The organism is Phaeobacter gallaeciensis (assembly GCF_001678945.1).
Taxonomy (GTDB): Bacteria; Pseudomonadota; Alphaproteobacteria; order Rhodobacterales; family Rhodobacteraceae; genus Phycobacter; species Phycobacter gallaeciensis_A.
This window is the reverse complement of record NZ_CP015124.1, coordinates 2,005,035-2,028,460: the sequence shown is the minus strand read 5'-3', so window position 1 is coordinate 2,028,460 and position 23,426 is coordinate 2,005,035. Positions and strand designations below refer to the sequence as shown.

Sequence of the window (23,426 nt, the reverse complement as noted above, 5' to 3'; positions counted from 1 at the left end):
CGGCCCGACTGTCAGGCCGGGACGGTAATTCGCGCGCAGCGCGGCAGGGGAAATGTCTGAACAAGGGGTGTCATGCTGTGTCTCATCGCACAGTCCCGGGTTTGGGTCCAGTCTGCTGGACCCTCAGGCAGTTTGCGGGCGTGCTGCGACCTGAGCCCGGTAAAGCGTGCGCTTGAATTCACGCGCAAGCTTGCTGCCCTGTTTCTTTTTCTGGATGGTCGATCCGCCCAGTGACTCAGTCAGCTCGCTGACGCCATTGGGCAGGATGGTATGAATGGTCTGGCCGTGGATCCAGTGCATCTGCAGGAAGGTATCGACAGGCCGGTCGATGGTGGTGCTGGCGGCAAGAAGGTTCGCCGCCGCGTTGCGCCCCACCACCTGCGCGACGGTCTGAAGGCCGATGACGCGGGGCAGGAACAGCTTGCTGTCGCCCGTCTGGTCGATAATGGTGGCGGGGCTTTCGCGTCGTTTGGCGGGCAGGCGGATGAAGCTGTCCGCATCCGCGTGGGCCTCGACCAGCGACAGCGCCGTCTGCCATGCCTCCGGATCGACCGAGAGATCATCCTCGACGATCAAAGCATACTCCCAGCCCGCATCCACGATCCGCTGCCAGCAGCTACGGTGTGACAGGAAGCAGCCGACCTCTCCTGGTGACAGGGGAAAGGGGTAGCGCGGATCATGCACATCGCCGTGACGCGTCGGATGCACATGGTGACTCACCGCAGTCCGGCCATTCACCGCTACGGCCACCTCGGCATTCGGCAGTGTATAAAGCAGGTGTTCGACATTTGCGCCGCGTTTGCTGCTGCCGGACATGTGGATGATCAGGGTGTGCATGGTCAGATCCATATCGGGGAACGAGCCGGGGGGGAAGGCCGCAGTTCCTTGAACGGCGCTGACAGAAAAGGCCCCGCCGTTGCCAGCGGGGCCTTTCTTGTTCGAAGCGAGGCTGCGGATCAGTCCGCGGCTTCTTCTTTCTTCTCAGGCGCGGCGGGCTCGCCGGTTTCCTGATCGACGACTTTCATCGACAGACGGACCTTGCCGCGGTCGTCAAAGCCCAGCAGCTTGACCCAGACTTCCTGGCCTTCCTTCAGAACGTCCGAAGGATGGTTCAGGCGGCGGTTCTCGATCTGGCTGACGTGCACCAGGCCGTCGCGCTTGCCAAAGAAGTTCACGAAGGCGCCGAAATCGACGATCTTCACGACCTTGCCTTTGTAGATGGCGCCTTCTTCCGGCTCTGCCACGATCGCGTGGATCATGTCATAGGCCTTCTGGATCGCGTCACCGTTGGAGGAAGCGATCTTGATCACGCCGTCGTCGTTGATGTCGACCTTGGCACCAGAGGTTTCCACGATTTCGCGGATGACCTTGCCGCCCGAACCGATCACTTCACGGATCTTGTCGGTCGGGATGTTCATGGTCTCGATGCGCGGCGCGTGGACGGAGAACGCGTTGGTTTCCGACAGAGCCTTGGACATCTCACCAAGGATGTGCATCCGGCCGTCCTTGGCCTGGGCCAGGGCTTTTTCCATGATCTCGGGCGTGATGCCTGCGACCTTGATGTCCATCTGCAGCGAGGTGATGCCGTTCTCGGTACCCGCAACCTTGAAGTCCATGTCGCCGAGGTGGTCTTCGTCACCCAGGATGTCGGACAGGATCGCGTAGGAGCCGTCATCTTCGAGGATCAGGCCCATGGCCACACCGGCGACCGGTGCTTTCAGCGGAACGCCTGCGTCCATCATCGACAGCGAGCCACCGCAGACCGACGCCATCGAGGAGGAGCCATTCGATTCGGTGATCTCGGACACCACGCGGATGGTGTAGGGGAAGTCGGTTGCCGCGGGCAGAACCGCCTGCAGCGCGCGCCATGCCAGCTTGCCGTGACCGATTTCGCGGCGGCCGGGGCCACCCACGCGGCCAACTTCACCAACCGAGTAGGGCGGGAAGTTGTAGTGCAGCAGGAAGTTGGATTTGAAGTTGCCGTGCAGGGCGTCGATGAACTGTTCGTCATCGCCGGTGCCCAGCGTGGTCACGACCAGACCCTGGGTTTCACCACGGGTGAACAGGGCAGAACCGTGGGTCCGCGGCAGCAGGCCGGTTTCCGAAACGATGTCGCGGATCTCGTCGGTCTTGCGGCCGTCGATACGCTTGCCGGTTTTGACAACGTCACCGCGCAGAATGCCGGCTTCCAGTTTCTTCAGAGCAGAACCGAGGTTGGAATCTTCCAGCTGCTCTTCGCTCAGCGCTTCCTTGATGGCTTCGCGTGCGGCGGCAACAGCGGCGGTGCGCTCCTGCTTGTCCGAGATCGCAAAGGCGGCGCGCATCTGCTCTTCGCCAGCGGCTTTGACCGCTTCATACAGCTCGGAGTAATCCGGTGCGGCAAAGTCGAACGGCTCTTTGGCGGCTTCTTCGGCCAGCGAGATGATCAGGTCCAGAACCGGCTGGATCTGCTCGTGGGCAAAGTTCACGGCGCCCAGCATTTCTGCTTCGGACAGCTCGTAAGCTTCGGATTCCACCATCATCACGGCGTTCTTGGTGCCGGCAACAACCAGGTCCAGGCGCTGATCGGGGTTCAAGCGCAGGTCCTGCATGTCGTCCACGGTCGGGTTCAGGACGTATTCGCCGTCCTCGAAACCAACGCGGCAACCGGCGATCGGGCCCATGAAGGGGGCGCCGGAAATGGTCAGCGCAGCGGAGGCAGCGATCATTGCGACGATGTCAGGGTCATTGACCAGATCGTGGGACAGCACGGTGCACATCACCAGAACTTCGTTTTTGAAGCCGGGGACGAACAGCGGGCGGATCGGGCGGTCGATCAGACGCGCGGTCAGGGTTTCCTTCTCGGTGGGGCGGGCCTCACGCTTGAAGAAGCCGCCGGGCACTTTACCCGCGGCGTAGTATTTTTCCTGGTAGTGCACGGTCAGGGGAAAGAAGTCCTGGCCGGGCTTTTGCTGGCGGGCAAAGGTGACGTTTGCCATAACCGAGGTTTCGCCGAGGGTGGCAATCACAGAGCCATCTGCCTGGCGGGCAACCTTGCCGGTTTCCAGTGTGAGCGTTTCCTCGCCCCACTGCATTGATTTCTTCGTAACGTTGAACATGTCAGCATCCTAAGTGGGAGCACTCCCAGGCGTATCCCGGGTCTCCCGTTGTCATGGCGGCCCCATTGCCGCCGGCCCCCTCCATCTTTCTTTCGAGCGCCGGGGCCATGGCGCAACGTCTCAGATGCCCGGCCCATACATCACTTTGGCCCGGAATGAAAGAAAAACAGCTCGTGGAGACCTACAGGAAGGAGGTTCACGCCTCTGCGGCGCGTTTCAGCATTGCGGCCTCAACAGCGGCAAGGCGTGCAATGGCCTGCCGGTCGGTTCCGCCATCCTGTTTCACCTTCATCCAGATGCTGCGGCAAGAGCGCGGCGACCACGGCAGGGCAGCCTCTTGCATCCAGGCCCGCAGGCTGGGCGGCAAGCGGTCATACTCCGTCATCGCATTTCCGGTACGTTTGCGGATGGGCAGGCCGGTGGCGCCCAGATTGCGGCGTCGCGGGTGTGGCATAGGTGTCCTTCGAAATGCTGATTTAGTATGTAATAACATATCAAATTGAAGCGGCAAGCTGCCGGTACTTCGGGACTCGGATCGCGCCCTTTCCTTGCCGGTGGGGCCATCGGGCGGTTAGCTTCGCCTGATGAGCAAAGACACGGATGACATTGCAATCAGCGACGCGATGGTCGGCGATATCCTTGCGACCGAGGTGCCGCAATGGGCTGGCCTTCCGCGGAGGCGCATCGAATCGTCTGGGACGGACAATTGCATGGTCCGTATCGGGGAGCAGATGGTTCTTAGGGTGCCGCGCCGGTGGTCGGCGACTCAGTATCTGGCCAAGGAGTTGGACTGGCTGCCGCGCCTACAGGGTCTGCCGCTTGCGGTTCCGGTGCTGCGGCACCGCAGCTGTCTACGGGATGATCTGCCCTTTGGCATATTCGACTGGATCGAAGGGGATCTCGCAAACCCCGCAAAGATTGCGGACCCGGTTGCGGTGGCGCAAAGCCTTGCAGATTTCTGACGGCGCTGCACCGAACCGACACGGAGGGCTCACCCGTTGCGGGGGAGGCCAACAACCGGCGTGGCGTCGCGCTGCAGGACCTGACCCACGTGGTGCATCCGGCCATCGATATCCTCAAAGATGAGATCGACGCATCGCGCGCACGTTGCCTGTGGGACGCGGCCTGCGATGCCGGGTTTCAGGACCGACCCGTCTGGCTGCACGGGGATCTGAAGGCGGACAATCTGATTGCCCGGGATGGTGTCTTGCGGGGGGTGATCGATTGGGGCCTGTCGGCAGTTGGCGATCCCGCCGTCGATTATGCGGCGGCCTGGACCTGGGTGGACCCTGCCGCCCGCACCGCGTTTCGCGACCGTCTGGAACTGCAGGACCGCGCGTGGGTACGGGCTAGCGGCTGGGCGCTCTATTGTGCGGTAATTGCCCTCAGTTTCTATCGTGGCGGCAAGAATGAGGCGCTGTGCCGACAATCACGGCTGACCCTGTCCCGGCTGGATCTACTGCGCTAGGTGAATGGAGGGGATCGGTTAGCCGGGAAGCCCATCGATGGTTTCCGCAGTCTCAATCGCATCGGTCCAGGCCGCGCGGCTGGCGTAGCAGATGCGGGCCGTGGGCCGGATAGGGATCTCACTGTCCAGCGCACCTGCGGGCACGACCAGCAGGGCGCCATCCATCTGCAGCGTCGGCAGCGCTGATCCGCAATCCATGCAAAAGCTTTTGACATGCTGTGTTTCAGGCAACTGGAAACTCTTGACCCTGTCCCCCCCGGTTAGCCATTCAATCTCTGCCTGGGTGGAAAACAGATTGGCCGCATGCGCGGACCCGCTGTCCTTGCGGCAGCGCGCGCAGTGGCACAGGAAGAAGCTTTCGAATGCGCCGTGGATGTGAAACCGGACAGCACCGCACAGACAGCTTCCCGAGCAGCTTCCCGAGGTCAGGTGTTCCATATTTCTGCTCTTTCATTGTCTGAGCTGGGAGAGCGCGCTTCACACGCAGTGAAACCCTACATCATAGGTCGGCAGCCGGTAAACGAGGGCTGGCGGTGGGCCAACCACATCCCATCCGGTTCCCGCCAATAAAAAACGCCCGCTCCTTTCGGAACGGGCGCATGCATCGAAATGCAAATGTCGCGCTTAGCGGCGGATGCCCAAGCGCTTGATCAGGTCCTGGTAACGGGCCTCATCCTTGCCTTTGGTGTAGTCCAGCAGCTTACGACGCTGAGCAACCATCTTCAGCAGACCACGACGACCGTGGTTGTCTTTCTTGTGGGTCTTGAAGTGCTCGGTCAAGGTGTTGATGCGCGAGGTCAGAATGGCAACCTGGACTTCGGGCGAACCGGTGTCGCCTTCCTTGGTTGCGAATTCTTTCATCAGGCGTGCTTTTTCTTCAGCAGTAATCGACATCGGGGTCTCCTTTGAAAAGGTTAGAGAAATGGCGCAGGCCGGGATGTCGTCCAGCACAGGCCCATGGAGAAGTCCGCCGCGATTCCACGGCAGATGCGGGCGTATAGGCGGTTTTGCGGCAAAAAGCAAAGGAGATGTCGGCGGTTCCCGGTTTTTCGCCCTTAGGCGTTCAGGCCCGGCGCCAGCGCGGGAAAGGATCGGGCAGATCCGTCAGCCACTCCAGCGCATCGACATCGGGAACCGCCATCAGGCAGGCCTCCAGCTGTGCCTTCAGGGATGGCCAGTCGATCCCGCTGCCGATGAATACCAGTTCCTGCCTGCGATCACCGAAGGGTTCCTGCCAATGCGCCTGCAGGTATTCCTGCGCCTGGGCATGAGTGGGCCTGCGTTCTTCGGGAACTGTGGCCCACCATGTCCCCAGCGGCGCAACGCTGGACAGGGCACCGGCAAGCGAGAATTCCGCCACCCAATCGGGGCGGGTGGCAATCCAGAAATGCCCCTTGGCGCGGATCACGCCGGGCAGATCCGCATTCAGAACCCGGTGGATTGCCACCGGATCAAAGGGCGCGCGGGCGCGAAAGACGAAGGACTGGATATCATATTCATCGCTTTCGGGCGTGTGATCGGCAAAACCATAGAGTTCCTTGGCCCACATCGGGTGCTCATGCGCGGTTTCAAAATCGAACAGGCGGGTGTCGAGGATATCTTCTGGCGCGACCTCGCTGTGATCGACTTCGACAATGCGGGCATCGGCGTTGAGGCTGCGGATGATCTTGCGCGCGGCATCGGTGCGGGCTGGGCCTGCGTCCGTGACCTTGTTGAGGATCACCACATCGGCAAATTCCATCTGATCCGTCAGCAGGTGGACAAGGCTGCGGGTATCCGCTTCTCCCATCGTCTCGCCCCGGTCGCCAAGCTGATCGTGGCTGGAGAAGTCATCCGGCAGGTTCACCGCATCGACCACGGTCACCATAGTATCCAGCCGCGCGACATCGGACAGGCTGACGCCAGCCTCATCGCGGAAATCAAAGGTCGTCGCCACCGGCAGCGGTTCGGATATGCCGGTGGATTCGATCAGCAGGTAATCGAACCGGCCCGTTTCCGCGAGACGGCGTACCTCGGTCAGCAGATCGTCGCGCAGGGTGCAGCAGATGCAGCCGTTGGACAGTTCCACGAGGTTTTCTTCGGTCTTGCTCAGCTCGGGCGTATTGGCGCGCACCAGATCGGCGTCGATGTTCACCTCTGACATATCGTTGACAATCACGGCGACGCGGCGCCCGTCGCGGTTGTTCAGCACCCGGTTCAGCAAGGTGGTTTTGCCCGCACCGAGAAATCCGGACAGCACTGTGACGGGAAGGCGAGAATCCTGCATGGTTTACTCCAAATGTTATGTTATGACATAACAATCACGAGAGAAGCAAAGGCGCAACCCTGCAAGCCGTCTATCCGTGCCGGTTCAGGCCGCAATCGGATCGGTCAGCTGGGCAGCAGGTCGGCGAAGGTCGGATCGTTCACATCGACCAGTCGAATGTCCGAGGCCGATAGCGGCGCGGCACCACTCACGCGCAAGGCCTCGGTGCCGTTCACGCGGATTACCTGCTCGTCCGGGGCATCGGGATCTTGTTCCACGGTGATCTCCGGCTCCGATTCGCTGCCGGGGGACCAGAGAACCATGAGTTGGTCCTCTTCGGGATCATAATCGACCAGTTCGACAGGGGGCTGGTCGCCATCCGGGGCTCCGCCGATATCTCCGGCCATGATCAGATCGGCGCCGCTGCCCGCAGTGACGATATCCCCGGCTCCGGCAACCAATGTGTCATCGCCATCGCCCCCGTTCAGGAAATCGCTGGTGTCATCGTCATCGGCGCCCCAGACCAGATCGTTGCCCCGGCCACCGAACAGCGTGTCGTTCTGGGTGCCACCGCTCAGCGTGTCATTGCCATCGTTACCATGCAGCGCGTCGCTGCCTTCGCCGCCGCTCAGCACGTCGTGACCCTGGCCACCGTGGGCCACATCCTCGGCGCCGCCGCCGGTCAGGGTGTCATTGCCGAAGTGACCATACAGCGTGTCATCGCCATCCTCGCCAGCAATGTGATCGTCGCCGTCTTCACCATGCAGCAGATCACGTCCCCAGCCACCCGCAAGCGTGTCATCGCCGTCGCCACCGTGCAGGACGTCATGGCCGCCGTCGCCAGACAGGGAATCGTCGCCTTCGTTGCCGTCCAGCTGATCATCGCCATCGCCACCGAACAGAATATCGGCCCAATCGCTGCCGGTCAGCAGTTCGGGTTCATCGGTACCGGACAGGTTGAGCCCATCCGTGGCGCTGTCGGTGCCGTCACCGGTTTCGCCATCGGTGGTCGTCCCGGTGTCGCCGCTGCCACTGGCAGAGCCGTCATCTGTAGCGGTGCTGTCCGGGTCGTCGGGGTTCAGAAATTCGGAAGGCGGCACGATGACGGCTCCGGTGTCCTCACCGGAGCCTTCGCCCGCTGCCTCATCCGAGTCGTCGGTGTCGTTCAGATCGTCGTCACCGCCGCTGAAATCCACAAACATGGCCCCGCCAACAGCCACAAGACCAAAAAGGCCGGCCAACCAGAGCATCGGCCCCACTCCTTACGCAACAAATTTCTATCCCTGAGTATACTCTCGCACAATTAAGGATTTGCCTCAAAACAAACCGGGAACATCGGTTAACGAAATAATACCGGGGTCGGCGCCTTTGGGATCATGCCCAGGGTTGCGGCTGCTGGCTGTAGGCGATGTAAAGCGGGTGTTTCGGATGGCCGTGTTTGCTGAGGCCAAGGTGAAACAGAGGCTGTCCGGTCGCCCTTAACGCATTCTCAATGCGGGGACCTTGATCGCGGTGGGCGCCATGGGTGCCCCAGGCGCAGATGATCTGATCGGCCCACTCTGCGCCGGACAGGATCGCGGCCTCATTCTCCGGCCCCTCGGGATCCTTGGCGGCGCGCATCACCCGCGGGTCAGTGGCGCGGATGGCAAAGATATTGGTGGCCCGGAAGCCGCCAAACCCCAACGTGCGCGCTCGTCTTTCGCAGCGTTCGATGGTCGGATCGTTCTGCACCTCGGTCGCAGTCGAAGGGTTCAGCATCACGAACATCACCTTTTGCCCATCCGGATCCCAGATCCGGGTCAGGCTGTAGCGATAGGTCTCGCAATCCGAATAGACGGCGGTGGAGGGTGCATCGCCCTTGGTATGGCTGCGGGTGATCATGGGGCAGGGATGCCACGCTGCCCCCAGAGGGGCAAGCGCGGGCGTTACTGGTTGAAGACGCGGCTCGGGTGCAGCTCACCCGCCTTGTAGATGCCGACGGCGACGGCCTTTCCGTCAATCGAGGCCCAGGCCTCGTCGCCGTACTCCACATCCGAGGCCAGCACCATGCCCGGGTTGCCGTTGCGTAGGCGTGTGGCACCTTCGGGCGTGCATTTCAGCTCGGGGAGGTCAGCCAGACCTTCCTCCAGCGGGCGCAGATGGGTGTCGAGTTCCGGCGTGCGCTGCATCCGTTCGATCTCTTCCAGCGACAGCCCATCGGCAGCATCGAAGGGTCCGGACCAGATGCGGCGCAACTCCTTCACATGGCCATGACAGCCAAGCGCGGCGCCCAGATCGCGCGCGATGGAGCGTACATAGCCCCCCTTACCGCAGGTCATTTCCAGCACCACATGATCGGGATCGGGGCGGTCCACCAGCACCAGTTCCTCGACCCACAGGGGGCGGGCGGCGATCTCGAAATCCTCGTCGCCATCGCGGGCAAGTTTATAGGCACGCTGCCCGTCGATCTTCACAGCCGAGAATTTCGGCGGCACCTGCATGATCTCACCGATGAATTGACCCAGCGCGGCCTTGATTTCCTCGTCGGAAGGGCGCGCGTCGCTTGTCGCGATCACCTCGCCCTCGGCATCGTCGGTATTGGTCGCCTGTCCCAGCCGCACGGTAAAGGTATAGGCCTTCAGCGCGTCGGTGATATAGGGAACCGTCTTGGTTGCCTCACCCAGGGCCACGGCCAGAACACCCGTCGCCTCGGGGTCGAGCGTGCCCGCATGGCCGGCCTTCTTGGCCTCAAGCGCCCAGCGCACCTTGTTCACGACAGCGGTCGAGGTCAGCCCTGCGGGCTTGTCCACCACCAGCCAGCCGGAAATATCGCGCCCCTTGCGTTTGCGTGCCATGCCTGTTCCTCGATGATGCTGAAAGAGGCGCGCGGGGTAGCGCAGCCAGAACAGCCTGTCAATTGTGCCGGGTCTGTTGTGGCGCCATTTCTATGCCCCGTCTATGCTCAGGCGGGCTGCACGGCGGCTATTCGACGACGCCCACCACCGGCCCCATCGAGAAACCGGCATCCGACCGGCCCATCTGGGGCGCGTGCAGGCGCGAAATATTGCCGTCAAAGTACAGCGCATTGGGCAGCTTCAGGTAGTCGCGGAATAGGCTGCCGAATTGGTGAAACGTCACCGCATTGCGCGAGATGACAAAGACCGCGCGCTGCCCGTCTGCCGAGGTGCCGACACCGTTGCGCACGTAGTAGGAGGTCGAATCCGGCAGGAAGCGCGGGTGCAGCTCCCCGTCGATCACCAGCATCGGCCCCGACTGGGTGGCATCGCGGCAGCTGGCGCCGCTGTCGCGAAATTTCAGCGTTTCGATCACATCGGCGCGGGTCTCATTGATGCAGAAGACACCATTGGGTAGCAGGCCGAAATTGCCGGGGCCCGCATTGGGGACAAGCCGCATTTCCTGCTGGCCATCCTCGACATAGAGGCCCACCGGAGAGCGGTCGGCGTGATACATTCCGGCGTTGGTGGCAAAGGAGAGGGATTTGCCCTCTTTGCCGAGGTCGGCATCGATGGCGGCAAAATGGCCGTAGGGTTTCCCCTCTGCGTTCCGCAGGAACAGCCGCAACTCTTCCTTGCCCGCGTCGACTTCGCAGATTGTGTAGCGGCTGCCATCGTAAGAGGTGTCACGGCATTCGACGGCTGCGGCGACAGAGGCCGACAACCCCAGGCAAAAGGCGGCAAGCGCAACTGCCGCCCGCAGGATCAATCGTCGATATCGCGGCGCACCGCGTCCTGGTTCAACATCCGGCGGGTGTCATCCATCTGATCAAAGGTCTGATCCAGCTGGAACCGCAGATCCGGGGCGTATTTGAGGCCGAGCTTCTTGCCCGCCATGCGGCGCAGCTCACCCTTGTTGCGGGCCAGCAGCTTCAGCACCTCGTCCTGCCCCTTGCCACCGAGCGGCAGCACATAGGCGGTGGCGATCTTCAGGTCGGGTGAAATGCGCACCTCGCCCACCGTGATCGACATGCGGTTGAGTTCGGGGTCATGCACATCACCGCGCGCCAGCACCTCGGACAGGGTGCGGCGGATCAGTTCGCCGACGCGCAGCTGACGTTGAGAGGGGCCGGGGCCATCGTGGAATTTGTTCTTTGCCATATCTTCGATCTATGCCGAAAGCTGCCCTTTGCCAAGACGTGCGCAAGACGGTAGGACAAAACCAGCAAAAGAACGAAGCGCCAGCCAGCGAAAAGGATCGGGCCAATGACTCATAAACCGGGGATCGTGATTACCGGAGCATCCGGGCGTATGGGGCAGATGCTGATCAAGACGGTTCTGGACAGCGACAAGGCGACCCTTGTGGGCGCGGTGGAGCGCGGCGGCCACGACTGGGTCGGCCGCGACGTGGGTGAGGCGATGGGCGGCGTACCTTTGGGTGTCACCGTCACCGATGACGCGCTTGAGGCTTTTTCCAAGGCGCAGGCGGTGATCGATTTCACCGCGCCTGAGGCCACGTTGGAATTTGCGGCCCTCGCTGCACAGGCCCGCGCCGTGCATGTGATCGGCACCACCGGCATGACGGATGAACAGATCGCCCAGCTGGCGCCCGCCGCGCGTCACGCGGTGATCGTACGTGCGGGCAATATGTCCCTGGGCGTGAACCTTCTAGTGCAGCTGACCAAGAAGGTCGCCGCTGCGCTGGATGAGGATTTCGATATCGAGGTGATCGAGGCGCACCATCACCACAAGGTCGACGCGCCTTCCGGCACTGCGCTGATGCTGGGCGAAGCCGCCGCCGAAGGGCGCGGTGTGAAACTCGCGGATGTCTCGGACCGGGGCCGCGACGGTATTACCGGTGCGCGTAAACGCGGTGATATCGGCTTCACCGCGATTCGCGGTGGTGACATCGTCGGGGAGCATGACGTGCTGTTCGCCGGTGCCGGAGAACGCATCGTGTTGCGCCACATGGCCACCGACCGCGCCCTGTTCGCCCGTGGCGCGCTGAAGGCGGCGCTGTGGGGGCAGGACAAATCCCCCGGTGAATACGACATGATCGACGTGCTGGGACTTTAAGCCGTCACCTTTTGGCTGTCATGGTGCCGCCCCCAACCTGAACAAGGGGCGGTGAAGGAACGCTGCCGATTAGAAATCGATGGCGATGCCTTTCTTTTCCCAGTCGCCATAGCGGGCGGGGTCGGGGCCGTCGCGTCCGCCAAGCTCGGTCGGGGGTGGTGCCTTGGCAGCTTCGGCCTTGCGGCGCTCTTCGGCTTCGGCCAGGGCGCGTTTGGCTGCGGGGGGCAGGTCTTTTTCTGCGGGGCCTTCCGGCGTGGTCTCGTCGCTCATCGCGGGTTCCTTTATGCTTGGGCCATGATATACGCCCCTGTCCGGCGGGAACAAGCCGCCGAGACGCAAAGCCCTTCTGATCCCATGCTGGCTCTACGCCGCCATAGAAAGCCGAGACCCGATGTCCGACAAAGCCCCCGATGCGCTGCAGGCCCGCAGAACCACGATCTATCTTCTGGATCAGGTGCTGGGCGAAGGGCGGCTTCTGGCTGAATGTTTTGCGGCGGGCGCCCTTGAAAAGCTGCAACCGCAGGATCGCGCCCGCACCCAGCGGCTGGCTCTGGAAGTGCTGCGCAGCCTAGAGCGCGCTGACCGGATCCTGCAGAAACACCTGAAAAAGAAACCGCCGCTCACGGTGATGAACGCGCTGCGCCTTGGCACGGTCGAGCTGTGCTCGGGTGGCGCGGCGCATGGCGTGGTCAATGCCATGGTGACCATCGTGTCGAAACACCGCCGCCATGGTCAGTTGAAGGGCATGGTCAACGCAGTGCTGCGCAAGGTTGCCGATCATGGGCCTGCGGAATGGGCCAAGCTGCGCATCCCCCGCCTGCCGAACTGGCTGCGCAAGCCGCTGGTGCAGGCCTGGGGCGCTGAGGCGGTGCTGGGCATGGAGGCTGCGCATTTTGCAGGCGCGCCGCTGGATATCACCGCCAAACCCGGTGCGGACCTGTCGGTGCTGGGCGGGGAACTCCTGCCCACCGGATCGCGGCGCCTGTCCGATGCCGGTCAGGTTTCGGCCTTGCCGGGGTATGAGGCCGGGGACTGGTGGGTGCAGGATGCAGCCGCAGCGCTGCCCGCGCAGATGCTGGATGTGCAGCCCGGCGAACGGGTGTTGGATCTTTGTGCCGCACCGGGCGGCAAGACCATGCAGATGGCAGCAGACGGGGCGCAGGTGACCGCCGTCGATGCCTCTGCCGGACGGATGGAGCGCCTACGCGAAAACCTTGCCCGCACCGGGCTGAGTGCGGATCTGATTGTGGGTGATGCACTGGAGCAGACCGGGCAATTCGATGCGGTGCTGCTGGATGCACCCTGTTCGGCCACCGGAACGATCCGGCGCCACCCGGATCTGCCCCATGCCAAGGATGGCAGCGAATTCGGCGGGCTCATTGAATTGCAGGCGCAGATGCTGGCCCATGCCTGGGATCTGGTCAAACCCGGCGGGCGCATGGTGTTCTGCACCTGCTCCCTGTTGCCGGATGAGGGCGAATGCCAGGTCGAAGAGGCGCTTGAGATGTTTCCGGACATGACAGCCGACCGTGAGTGTTTTGACGGTCTGGGCACAGATCCGGCCTGGATCACCGAGGAAGGCGGCTTGCGCCTGCGTCCGGATTACTGGGCGGAACGGGGCAGCATGGATGGGTTTTACATGGCGCTCTTGCGCAAGGCGGGCTGACCTTTCTCCCAGCGAAACGTGCTTTGATTTTGCCCGGCGGGGCAATTCCGCCGGTGCCGCCGGAGGGTGTCGCATTCGTCGGTGACTTGAACCCTTCCCCGGGTTATGCTGCGCCCAAAACGCCAACGGCGTGAGGCAGAAGAGCATGTCCAGATACGATAGAATGGCGGGGCGCAGCACCCGCCTGCTGAACCGGTTATATGCCTGGCGGGCGCGCAAGCAGCCTGCGGCGACGGGATTCGTATCGCAGCCTGAACCCCGCACCATTGGCAGCTTTGCCCGCGGTCGGCAGCTGGTGGCGGGGAACCTGCTGCTGGCGGGGTATCTGGTCGAGTCGACAACCACCGGGCTTTGGGAAGTGACGGCGCCGGACGCCGCCTTTGACGCCGAGCGGCACGGTTTTGCCTGGCTCGACGATCTGGCGGCGGTCGGCGATATCAAGGCCCGCGTCAAGGCGCAGAACTGGGTCTGGGGCTGGATCAAGGCGCATGGGCGCGGCTCGGGGCCCGGCTGGTCGCCGGATCTGACGGGACGGCGCGTGATTCGATGGATCAACCATGCGATTTTCCTGCTGAACGGCAAGGAACGTGCGGAATCTGAGGCCTTTTACCGCTCACTATCGCAACAGACATGGTTCCTGGCCCATCGCTGGCAGGGTGCAACCCCGGGCCTGCCACGGTTCGAGGCGCTGGCGGGGCTGATCTATGCGGGGCTTGCCCTTCAGGGGCAGGAGGCGCTGGCTGATCCCGCCATCCGTGCCCTGAGCGCAGAATGCGACCGGCAGATCGACGCGCAGGGCGGATTGCCGACCCGCAATCCCGAAGAACTGCTGGAGGTCTTTACCCTGCTGACCTGGACTGCCGCCGCCTTGCACGAAGCCGGGCGCAGCGTGCCAGCGGCGCAGACCGCGGCCATTGAACGGATTGCGCCAACGCTGCGCACCCTGCGCCACAGCGATGGCGGGCTGGCACGGTTCCACGGTGGCGGCCGGGGGCTGGAAGGCTGGTTGGATCATGCGCTGGCGGCCAGCCACGTATCGGCGCGCCCGGTCGAAGGGTTGGCGATGGGCTATGCCCGCTTGTCGGCACGCCGGACCTCGGTGGTGATTGACGCGGCCTTGCCACCGCAGGGGCGGGCCTCGGCTAACGGTCATGCCTCCACCCTTGCCTTTGAACTGACCTCGGGGCGGCGGCCTTTGATCGTCAATTGCGGCTCGGGCGAGACCTTTGGTCTGGAATGGCGCCGCGCCGGGCGGGCCACACCATCGCATTCGACCCTGTGCCTGGAGGGCCATTCCAGCGCCCGGCTGGCACCGCCCAGTCGCGGCACCGGTCAGGAAGAACTGGTTGGCGGCCCCACCGACGTGCAGATTCAGCTGGAGCAGCTCAGCGATGGCAGCCGGTTTCAGGGCGGACACGACGGATACGCGCGCGAATTCGGTCTGACCCACGCCCGCACGCTGGATCTGGGCTTTGACGGGCGCGCGCTAGCGGGCGAGGACATGCTGGTAGCGCTGGATGAGGCGGCCGAGCGGCGCTGTTCAAAGGCGCTAGACAGCCATGGAGAACGCGGGATCGGCTTTGATATCCGCCTGCATCTGCACCCGGAAGTGGATGCAACCCTTGACTTGGGCGGCGCGGCAGTATCCATGGCGCTCAAGAGCGGCGAAATCTGGGTTTTCCGCCATGACGGCACCTGCGAATTGAAGCTGGAGCCGGGCGTTTACCTGGAAAAGACCCGCTTGAAGCCGCGTGCGTCAAAACAGATCGTTCTATCTGGCCGGGTCATCGACTATGCAACCCGCGTCCGGTGGACGCTCAGCAAGGCACAGGAAACTGCCGAAGCCGTGCGCGACCTGAACCGGGACGACCCCGAGATTTTTGACTGAGCCTGCAAAGGACCGCCCTGCCATGACCGATCTTCACCCCGTACGCCGTGCGCTGCTTTCCGTATCCGACAAGTCCGGTCTGATTGACCTTGGCAAATCGCTGGCCGAGCGTGGCGTCGAGCTGCTGTCCACCGGCGGCACCGCCAAGGCGCTGCGCGATGCGGGGCTGGACGTCAAGGACGTCTCTGACGTCACCGGTTTCCCGGAAATGATGGACGGTCGCGTGAAGACCCTGCACCCGATGGTGCATGGCGGGTTGCTGGCGCTGCGTGACAACGACGCCCATGTGGCGGCGATGAACGAACACGGCATTGGCGCCATCGATCTTCTGGTGGTGAACCTCTACCCGTTCGAGGCGGCACTGGCCCGTGGTGCGGATTACGATGAGATGATCGAGAATATCGACATCGGTGGTCCGGCGATGATCCGCGCGGCCTCCAAGAACCACCTGTTCGTCAACGTGGTGACCGACGTCGAAGACTATGACGCCCTGCTGGCCGAGCTGGACGCGAACGACGGTCAGACCTCTTATGTTTTCCGCCAGCGTCTGGCGCAGATCGCCTATGCCCGCACCGCAGCCTATGACGCGGCTGTTTCCAACTGGATGGCAGGCGCGCTGGAGCTGGAAGCACCGCGCCGCCGCGCCTTTGCCGGTGAGTTGAAGCAGACTCTGCGCTATGGCGAAAACAGCCACCAGAAAGCGGCCTTCTACACCGATGGCTCGAACCGTCCGGGTGTTGCCACCGCCGTGCAGCTGCAGGGCAAGGAGCTGTCCTACAACAACATCAACGACACCGATGCGGCCTATGAGCTGGTGGCCGAGTTCGATCCGGCTGAAACCGCTGCCGTTGCCATCATCAAGCACGCCAACCCCTGCGGTGTGGCGCGTGGAGCTACCCTGGCCGAGGCTTACCAGAAGGCATTCGATTGCGACCGCACCTCTGCCTTTGGTGGCATTGTGGCGCTGAACCAGCCGCTGGACGCCGAAACCGCCGCCAAGATCACCGAGATCTTCACCGAGGTGGTAATCGCGCCGGGTGCCTCGGATGAGGCGAAAGAGATCTTTGCCGCCAAGAAGAATCTGCGCCTCTTGCTGACAGACGCGCTGCCCGATCCGCGCAAGGCGATCACCGCCTACAAGCAGGTCTCTGGCGGTGTTCTGGTGCAGGACAAGGACGTGGGATACATCGGCATGGACGATCTGAAGGTCGTCACCGAAAAGGCCCCGACGGATGAGCAAATGCAGGACCTGCTGTTCGCCTGGAAGGTGGCCAAGCACGTGAAATCCAACGCCATCGTTTATGTCAAAGGCAGCGCCACCGTGGGTGTCGGCGCCGGCCAGATGAGCCGCCTGGACAGCGCCAATGTGGCCGCCGCCAAGGCGCAGCGCATGGCGGATGAACTGGGTCTGGACGCAAGCCTGGCCAAAGGTTCTGCCGTGGCCTCCGATGCCTTCTTCCCCTTCCCCGACGGTCTCCTGGAGGCTGCGGCTGCTGGCGCCACCTGCGTGATCCAGCCGGGCGGTTCGATGCGGGACGATGAGGTGATCAAGGCGGCCAATGAGGCTGGGCTTGCCATGGTCTTTACCGGCATGCGCCACTTCCGTCACTGATCAGCGGGAACCAAGCGGAAAATGGCAGTGCGTATGATGTTCTGGGGCGCGTTCTGGGCCTTTCTTCTGGATCAGGCCAGCAAATATCTGGTGATTCACTGGATGGGCCTGTCCCAGCGCCAGAGCATCGACGTGCTGCCGCCGCTGTTGAATTTCCGCTATGGCGAGAACACCGGCATTAACTTTGGCCTGTTCGATGGCGGCGAGGATACGGCGCGCTGGGTGTTGATCGGCCTCTCGCTGCTGATCTGTGCCGTGCTGGCCATCTGGATTCGCCGCTCGCATCGCCGCGCGCGCTGGATGGCGTTGGCGGCGGGGCTGGTGATCGGCGGCGCGCTGGGCAATGTCGCGGATCGGCTGCTCTATGGCTATGTGCTGGATTTCCTCAACATGTCCTGCTGCGGAATTAACAATCCCTTCGTGTTCAATATCGCCGATGTGTTCATCTTTGCCGGTGCCATCGGGCTGATCCTGTTCGACCGGAGCGCAAAAAAGCCCGCGTGACCTCGGGTGCAATATGCGTTAAAAGCGCAGGGAAACTGGCAGGAGTAACTGGGAATGCGGATCCCTTTCGGCATGATTGTTCTGGTAGGCGCGGTGGCCGTCGCGGGCTGCTCGCAAAAAGGTCTGCGTGATATTCGCAAGACTGGGACCGGGCCGGATGAATTCCTTGTGCTACCGAACAAGCCGCTGAACGAGCCCGCAGATTACAGCAGTCTGCCGGAACCAACACCGGGCGCAGGCAATATCGCTGATCCGACCCCTCAAGCCGATGCGGTCGCGGCGCTGGGCGGCAAGCCCTCTGCGCTGGTGCCTGGACAGGGTGTATCCTCCTCGGATCTGGCGCTGGTCAGCGCCTCCAGCCGCTATGGCGTGTCGCCAACGGTGCGTCAGGAACTGGCCGAGGAAGACGCCAAGTTCCTGAAGAAAAAGCGTATCACCGGGCGGATCCGCCTGTTCCCTGTCGACCGCTATGAGCAGATCTACGCCAAGCAGACGCTGGACCCGTTCGAGACAACCGAACAGTTCCGCCGCGCGGGTGTGGCAACCCCTTCTGCGCCGCCGCCAAGCGGAGAGTGAGCCGCGCCTCTGCTGCGCAGCTTGACCGGATGGCCGTCCGCCGGGCGGGTTAGCACGTTCACAATTTTGACAATTCGCTATCGTGACAGGGCGCCTTGTCTCCCTGCGACCTTGGCTTAGGTTGCGGTTCGTCAAGACATCCCCAATATGGGTAGGACTATGCCGGGTGCGCTGGTGGCTGTCTTTGCACAGCCCGATAGGCCCCGGATGTGACGGACAGAGGCAGCATGTCTTTGGAGAAATCTATTGGAGGACGCCGCATGATCCGACGGATCGCACTGGCCGCCATCGCTGTAACAGCCGTTCTTGCCGCGCCGCTGCGCGCTGCAGAACCGGCTGAGGACATGGTGACGGCCTTTACCCTTGAAAATGGCATGGACGTGGTGGTGATCGAGGATCACCGCGCGCCAGTGGTTCAGCATATGGTCTGGTACCGCGCCGGATCCGCGGATGAGCCGCCGGGTCAGTCCGGGGTCGCGCATTTTCTGGAGCACCTTCTGTTTAAGGGCACCGACAAGCTGGAGCCGGGAGAGCTCTCGGCGACGGTGGCAGCCAATGGCGGCCGGGATAATGCCTTCACCAGCTATGACTACACCGCCTATTTTCAGCGCATTGCAGCGGACCGGCTTGAACTGATGATGCAGATGGAAAGCGACCGTATGGTCAATCTGCGCCTCAGCGAGGAGGAGATCGTCACCGAGCGTGAGGTGATCCTGGAAGAGCGCAACCAGCGCACCGACAGCGATCCGCGGTCCCTGTTCCGCGAACAGCTGAGTGCGGCACAGTATCTGAACCACCGTTATGGTCAGCCGGTGATCGGCTGGCGCCATGAAATGGAGACGCTGGACCGGGAGGACGCGCTGTCCTTTTATGGAACCTATTATGCGCCCAACAATGCCATTCTGGTGGTTTCGGGCGATGTGGAACCCGAAGAGGTCCGACAGCTGGCCGAAAAATACTACGGTGTGATTCCGGCGAACCCCGACCTGCCGGAACGGTTCCGCAGCCAGGAGCCACCGCAGACGGCAGAGCGGCGCATGGTCTATCGCGATCCACGCGTGGCACAGCCCTATGTGCAGCGCTCTTATCTGGCGCCGGAACGCAACAGCGGCGCGCAGGAAAAGGCGGCGGCACTTTATCTGCTGGCTGAACTGCTGGGGGGCGGCAATACCTCCTATCTGGCCAATGCGCTGCAATTCGATCAGCAGCTGGCGGTCTATACCGGTGCCTTCTATTCGGGGGTGTCGCTGGACAAGACCAGTTTTTCTTTCCTGGTTGTCCCGGCCGAGGGCGTCGGGATGCAGGAGGCTGAGGATGCGCTTGACGCAACCTTTGCACGCTTCCTTGAAGAGGGTGTCGACCCCGATCAGCTGGAGCGGATCAAGCTGCAACTGCGCGCGGCGGAAATCTATGCGCGCGACAATGTGGATGGGATCGCCAATCGTTATGGTCAGGCGCTGACCTCCGGGTTGACGGTGGAGGACGTGCAGGAGTGGCCCCATATCCTGCAATCGGTCACCGCGGATGAAATCATCGCCGTCGCCCGTGAAGTGCTGCAGCCCGAGGCGTCGGTCACTGGCTGGATGGTGCGCGCAGATGAGGAGGTCACCCAATGACGGGATTTGCCATGATACGTGCCGGGCTGGTCGCCTGTTTTGCCCTTCTGATCTCTGTGCTGCCGGTCAGCGCCGAGATCCGCATCAAGGAAGTCACCTCGCCCGGGGGCATTACTGCCTGGCTGGTCGAGGATCATACGATTCCCTTCACCGCGCTTGAGCTGCGGTTTCGCGGTGGCACTTCGCTGGATGCCCCGGGCAAGCGTGGCGCCATCAACCTGATGACGGGCCTTCTGGAAGAAGGCTCCGGCGAGATGCCGGCGCAGGACTATGCCCGTGCGGTCGAAAGCCTTGCGGCCAGTTTCTCTTATGACGCGGATAAGGAGGCGGTGTCGGTCTCTGCCCGCTTCCTGACTGAGAACCGGGACGAGGCCATCGACTTGCTACACCAGACCCTGGTGGCGCCACGGTTTGATCAGGACGCTCTGGACCGGGTGCGGGCGCAGGTTCTGTCCGGTCTGCGGTCGGACGCTGAGAACCCCAATGACATCGCCGGGCGTGCCTTTTCCAAGATGGCCTTTGGCGATCACCCCTATGGTTCGGACGGCTCGGGCACCATCGACACCGTGTCCACCCTGACGCGGCAGGACATGTTCGATGCACATGATGCGGTCTTTGCCCGCGACAGGCTGTTTGTCAGCGCCGTGGGGGATATCGACGAGGCCGCGCTGGGCGCCTTGCTCGACACGCTTCTGGGCGATCTGCCAGAGACTGGCGCACCGCAGCCGGGTCCGGCAGAGGTCACGATCGAGGGCGGAACCACCGTGATCGACTATGACACGCCGCAATCCGTTGCGCTGTTCGGGCATGTGGGGATCGACCGGGAAGATCCGCGGTTCTTTGCGGCCTATATCATGAACCAGATCCTGGGCGGCGGTTCCTTCGAAAGCCGCCTGATGACCGAAGTGCGCGAAAAGCGCGGCCTGACCTACGGGGTCTATTCCTATCTCCTGCCGCGTGATCTGGGCTCTGTGTACATGGGCTCGCTCGCCTCGGCCAATTCCAAGATGGCCGAAGCGGTTGCGGTGATCCGCGAAGAATGGAGCCGTCTGGCAAGGGAAGGCGTTACCGAGAAGGAATTGCAGGATGCCAAGACCTATCTGACCGGGGCCTATCCGTTGCGTTTTGATGGCAACGGTCGCATTGCCTCGATCCTGGTGGGGATGCAGCTGGACGGCATGCCGATCGACTACGTGCGCACCCGCAATGACAAGATCAACGCGGTCACTCTGGAAGAGATCAACCGTGTCGCCTCGGAAGTGCTGCAACCGGACAATCTGCATTTCGTGGTTGTGGGGCGGCCGGATGGAATGAAAACCGGCGGCTGAGCCTTGCACTGTCGCTGAAATGACAACGGGCCGGAGAGAGATCTCCGGCCCGTTTTGTTTCGGCATGCTTTCCGGCGTTATTCGCCGTAAGGCACCCAGATATTCTTGATCTCTGTCGCCGCCTCCAGGAACCGGCGGCTGTGGTCCGTGTCCCAATCCAGCGCCGTGCCATTGTTGACCCATGTGCGTTTGAGATTGCTGGCGGATGCCTTTTCGATCTCTGCCGACAGATCGGTGGAGGAAAAGCTCCAGACCGCATCGACGTTCATATGCGATGCCAGCGGCCCTGCCAGATCGACATGACTACCGGTCAGGATATTGACCACACCTGCGGGCACATCCGAGGTGTCCAGCACCTGATAGAAATCAGTTGCCGCCAGCGGGAAGGGCTCGGAGGCGGTCAGCACCACCCGGTTGCCCATGGCGATGGCGGGCGCCATCACCGAGACCAGACCCAGAAGCGGCGCCTCGTCCGCGCAGAGGGCGCCGATCACGCCAACGGGTTCCTTCATCGCCAGCGCCACGCCGCGGATCGGTACGCCATGCACCTGACCGTCGTATTTATCGGCCCAGGCGGCTGCGGTGAACAGGCGCTGGATCGAGGCTTCGACCTCCTTGGCGCCGCTGCGCCGCCCGGTCATGTGGTCAATGCGGTGGGCGAATTCCTCGGCGCGGGCAGAGAGGTTCTCTCCGATATAATAGAGGATCTGCGCCCGCAGGTGGCCGGTGGTCTTGGACCAGCCCTTGGCCCCGGCGGCGGCCTCGACCGCGTTGCGTACATCCTTGCGGCTGCCAAGGCCGACATAGCCAAGGATGGCGCCGGACCTGTCATGCACCGCGCGGGAGTATCCGCTGTCGGGGCGGGCCTGCTTACCGCCGATATACATCTTGGCGGTGCGGTCGATGGGATCGGCGCCGCTGCCCTGACCGGTGAAGCCTTTGACCTGCGCCAGCGCCTTGGATTTGGCGTGTGGCTTGGTATAGGCCGACAGCCCTTCCCAGCCCCCTTCGCGGCCAAAGCCGCTTTCGCGCACGCCGCCAAACCCGGCGGCGGCATCGAACATATTGGTGCCATTCACCCAGACCACGCCGCAGGCCAGTTTCGGCGCGATATCAAGCGCGAGGTTGACGTTCTCGCTCCAGACACTTGCGGCAAGCCCGTAACGGGTGTTGTTCGCCAGCTCGACCGCCTCGGCCGGGATGCGGAAGGTGCAGGAGACCAGCACAGGGCCAAAGATTTCGTCCTGCATCAGTCGGTCGGCGGGGGTTAGCCCTTCGATCAGGGTTGGACGGAAGAAACAGCCTTCCTCGGGTATGTCGACCTGGGCCTGATAGGTTGCGCCTGCGTCATTCGCGGCGACCAGATCGGTGATCGTTTTCAGCTGCATCGGGTCCACCACGGCGCCCACGTCGATGCATTTGTCCAGCGGATCGCCAAGGCGCAGCTTGTCCATGCGGGCGCGCAGTTTGGCGTGGAACCTCTCCGCGATGCTCTCCTGCACCAACAGGCGGGAACCGGCGCAGCAGACCTGCCCCTGGTTGAACCAGATCGCATCCACCAGCCCTTCGACAGCTGAGTCGATGTCGGCATCATCGAAAACGATGTAGGGCGACTTGCCCCCCAGTTCGAGCGTCAGCGCCTTGCCGCTGCCTGCGGTGGCTTCGCGGATGCGGCGGCCCACGGCGGTGGAGCCGGTAAAGGCGATCTTGTCCACGTCGGCAGCCACGACCATCTCGCCCACGGCGCCGTCGCCGGTAACGATGTTCACAACGCCCTTCGGCAGCCCCGCCTGACGGCAGATGTCTGCAAACAGCAGCGCGGTGAGAGAGGTATATTCCGCCGGTTTCAACACCACCGTGTTGCCCATGGCGATGGCAGGCGCCACTTTCCACGCCAGCATCAACAGCGGGAAGTTCCACGGGATGATCTGACCGCAGACCCCAAGGGCGGCGCGGTCCGGCAGTTCGCTTTCCATCAATTGGGCCATGCCCGCGTGATAGTAGAAATGCCGCTGCGCCAGCGGGATATCGATGTCCCGGCTTTCGCGGATCGGTTTGCCGTTGTCCATGGTTTCAAGCACGGCAAACAGGCGGCTGTGTTTTTGGAGCAGGCGCGCGATGGCATAAAGGTATCTGGCGCGACCCGGCCCGCCCAGTTTTTCCCACTTGGGCTGGGCGCTGCGCGCGGCGGCGACGGCGGTGTCCACGTCGGCCTGCGTTGCCTGGGTCAGGGTCGCAAGCACCTCTCCGGTGGCGGGGTTCTGGCTGTTGAAGCCATCGCCTGGCGCGGTGAAGGTGCCATTGATGAAATGGCCGAACCGGTCGCCCTGATCGACAAGCCAGGCGAGTGCCTCGGCGGCGCTTTCGGGAGCGGGGCCATAACTCATGGTGTCAAAGATCTCTTTCACGGTCATTT

The 23,426-nt window shown here is 62.8% G+C and carries 23 protein-coding genes; 10 read left to right on the top strand and 13 right to left on the bottom strand.

Translation table 11 applies throughout. The annotated features are described in order from the left end of the window. Positions 1-123: 123 nt before the first annotated feature. The 3 genes from JL2886_RS09740 to JL2886_RS09730 all read right to left on the bottom strand — a co-directional run bounded on the left by JL2886_RS09740 (position 124) and on the right by JL2886_RS09730 (position 3,552). The gene (locus JL2886_RS09740; RefSeq protein ID WP_065273624.1) at positions 124-837 is read right to left on the bottom strand and encodes a glycosyltransferase family 25 protein; all 714 of its coding nucleotides are present in this window, start codon (positions 835-837) and stop codon (positions 124-126) included. A 119-nt stretch (positions 838-956) separates the two neighbouring features. Further along, positions 957-3,098 (bottom strand): polyribonucleotide nucleotidyltransferase, encoded by a 2,142-nt coding sequence (gene pnp, locus JL2886_RS09735; RefSeq protein ID WP_065271821.1) that lies wholly within the window; start codon positions 3,096-3,098, stop codon positions 957-959. Positions 3,099-3,294: 196 nt separating this feature from the next. Beyond that, positions 3,295-3,552: a DUF6525 family protein gene (locus tag JL2886_RS09730; protein ID WP_065271820.1), complete on the bottom strand. Its 258-nt coding sequence runs from the start codon at positions 3,550-3,552 to the stop codon at positions 3,295-3,297. A 130-nt stretch (positions 3,553-3,682) separates the two neighbouring features. Between JL2886_RS09730 and JL2886_RS09725 the strand changes: the two genes are divergently transcribed. Further along, entirely contained in the window at positions 3,683-4,060 is a 378-nt protein-coding gene (locus tag JL2886_RS09725) for a hypothetical protein (protein WP_065271819.1), read from the top strand. After that, positions 3,976-4,566, top strand: a complete 591-nt coding sequence (locus tag JL2886_RS09720; RefSeq protein ID WP_082996049.1) for a phosphotransferase — start codon at positions 3,976-3,978, stop codon at positions 4,564-4,566. The genes JL2886_RS09725 and JL2886_RS09720 overlap by 85 nt, the downstream gene beginning before the upstream one ends. An 18-nt stretch (positions 4,567-4,584) precedes the next feature. Here the strand turns inward: JL2886_RS09720 and JL2886_RS09715 are convergent, their stop codons facing one another. The 8 genes from JL2886_RS09715 to rbfA form a co-directional block, all read right to left on the bottom strand. Continuing rightward, positions 4,585-5,004 carry a GFA family protein gene (locus JL2886_RS09715; protein WP_065271817.1) on the bottom strand — a complete coding sequence of 140 codons (420 nt, stop codon included), beginning with the start codon at positions 5,002-5,004 and terminating at the stop codon, positions 4,585-4,587. Positions 5,005-5,190: 186 nt separating this feature from the next. Continuing rightward, positions 5,191-5,460, bottom strand: a complete 270-nt coding sequence (gene rpsO, locus JL2886_RS09710; protein ID WP_019295116.1) for a 30S ribosomal protein S15 — start codon at positions 5,458-5,460, stop codon at positions 5,191-5,193. A gap of 169 nt (positions 5,461-5,629) precedes the next feature. Further along, entirely contained in the window at positions 5,630-6,832 is a 1,203-nt protein-coding gene (locus JL2886_RS09705; RefSeq protein ID WP_065271816.1) for a GTP-binding protein, read from the bottom strand. A gap of 104 nt (positions 6,833-6,936) precedes the next feature. Beyond that, the gene (locus JL2886_RS19810) at positions 6,937-8,061 is read right to left on the bottom strand and encodes a calcium-binding protein (RefSeq protein WP_065271815.1); all 1,125 of its coding nucleotides are present in this window, start codon (positions 8,059-8,061) and stop codon (positions 6,937-6,939) included. Positions 8,062-8,185: 124 nt separating this feature from the next. Continuing rightward, a complete protein-coding gene (locus tag JL2886_RS09695; protein ID WP_065271814.1) occupies positions 8,186-8,692 on the bottom strand; it encodes a DUF1643 domain-containing protein in 507 nt (168 codons plus the stop codon). A 44-nt stretch (positions 8,693-8,736) separates the two neighbouring features. Next, positions 8,737-9,645, bottom strand: a complete 909-nt coding sequence (gene truB / locus JL2886_RS09690) for a tRNA pseudouridine(55) synthase TruB (protein ID WP_065271813.1) — start codon at positions 9,643-9,645, stop codon at positions 8,737-8,739. A gap of 127 nt (positions 9,646-9,772) precedes the next feature. After that, positions 9,773-10,513, bottom strand: coding sequence for a phosphodiester glycosidase family protein (locus JL2886_RS09685; RefSeq protein WP_370570407.1), 741 nt, complete (start codon positions 10,511-10,513; stop codon positions 9,773-9,775). Continuing rightward, positions 10,510-10,905 carry a 30S ribosome-binding factor RbfA gene (rbfA, locus tag JL2886_RS09680; RefSeq protein WP_065271812.1) on the bottom strand — a complete coding sequence of 132 codons (396 nt, stop codon included), beginning with the start codon at positions 10,903-10,905 and terminating at the stop codon, positions 10,510-10,512. Before rbfA ends, JL2886_RS09685 begins: the two co-directional genes overlap by 4 nt. A 105-nt stretch (positions 10,906-11,010) precedes the next feature. Here rbfA and dapB point away from each other — a divergent pair, with 105 nt between their 5' ends. Further along, complete coding sequence (dapB, locus tag JL2886_RS09675; protein ID WP_065271811.1) at positions 11,011-11,820, top strand: 4-hydroxy-tetrahydrodipicolinate reductase; 810 nt, start codon at positions 11,011-11,013, stop codon at positions 11,818-11,820. A gap of 69 nt (positions 11,821-11,889) precedes the next feature. Here dapB and JL2886_RS09670 read toward each other — a convergent pair whose 3' ends face one another. After that, positions 11,890-12,090, bottom strand: a complete 201-nt coding sequence (locus tag JL2886_RS09670) for a DUF1674 domain-containing protein (protein ID WP_065271810.1) — start codon at positions 12,088-12,090, stop codon at positions 11,890-11,892. 121 nt (positions 12,091-12,211) lie between these two features. Between JL2886_RS09670 and JL2886_RS09665 the strand changes: the two genes are divergently transcribed. The 7 genes from JL2886_RS09665 to JL2886_RS09635 all read left to right on the top strand — a co-directional run bounded on the left by JL2886_RS09665 (position 12,212) and on the right by JL2886_RS09635 (position 21,010). Then, positions 12,212-13,486, top strand: coding sequence for an RsmB/NOP family class I SAM-dependent RNA methyltransferase (locus JL2886_RS09665; RefSeq protein ID WP_065271809.1), 1,275 nt, complete (start codon positions 12,212-12,214; stop codon positions 13,484-13,486). A 145-nt stretch (positions 13,487-13,631) separates the two neighbouring features. Beyond that, complete coding sequence (locus JL2886_RS09660; protein ID WP_065271808.1) at positions 13,632-15,374, top strand: heparinase II/III family protein; 1,743 nt, start codon at positions 13,632-13,634, stop codon at positions 15,372-15,374. Between the two features lie 22 nt (positions 15,375-15,396). Beyond that, positions 15,397-16,986: a bifunctional phosphoribosylaminoimidazolecarboxamide formyltransferase/IMP cyclohydrolase gene (purH, locus tag JL2886_RS09655; RefSeq protein WP_065271807.1), complete on the top strand. Its 1,590-nt coding sequence runs from the start codon at positions 15,397-15,399 to the stop codon at positions 16,984-16,986. 21 nt (positions 16,987-17,007) lie between these two features. Then, positions 17,008-17,490, top strand: a complete 483-nt coding sequence (gene lspA, locus JL2886_RS09650; protein WP_065271806.1) for a signal peptidase II — start codon at positions 17,008-17,010, stop codon at positions 17,488-17,490. 54 nt (positions 17,491-17,544) lie between these two features. Continuing rightward, entirely contained in the window at positions 17,545-18,066 is a 522-nt protein-coding gene (locus JL2886_RS09645; RefSeq protein ID WP_065271805.1) for a DUF3035 domain-containing protein, read from the top strand. 260 nt (positions 18,067-18,326) lie between these two features. Next, positions 18,327-19,682: a M16 family metallopeptidase gene (locus tag JL2886_RS09640; protein ID WP_065271804.1), complete on the top strand. Its 1,356-nt coding sequence runs from the start codon at positions 18,327-18,329 to the stop codon at positions 19,680-19,682. An 11-nt stretch (positions 19,683-19,693) separates the two neighbouring features. Beyond that, a complete protein-coding gene (locus tag JL2886_RS09635) occupies positions 19,694-21,010 on the top strand; it encodes a M16 family metallopeptidase (protein ID WP_065271803.1) in 1,317 nt (438 codons plus the stop codon). A gap of 77 nt (positions 21,011-21,087) precedes the next feature. On the opposite strand, the gene JL2886_RS09630 is transcribed toward JL2886_RS09635, so the two are convergent. Then, positions 21,088-23,424 (bottom strand): aldehyde dehydrogenase family protein, encoded by a 2,337-nt coding sequence (locus JL2886_RS09630; protein WP_065271802.1) that lies wholly within the window; start codon positions 23,422-23,424, stop codon positions 21,088-21,090. Positions 23,425-23,426: the final 2 nt, after the last annotated feature.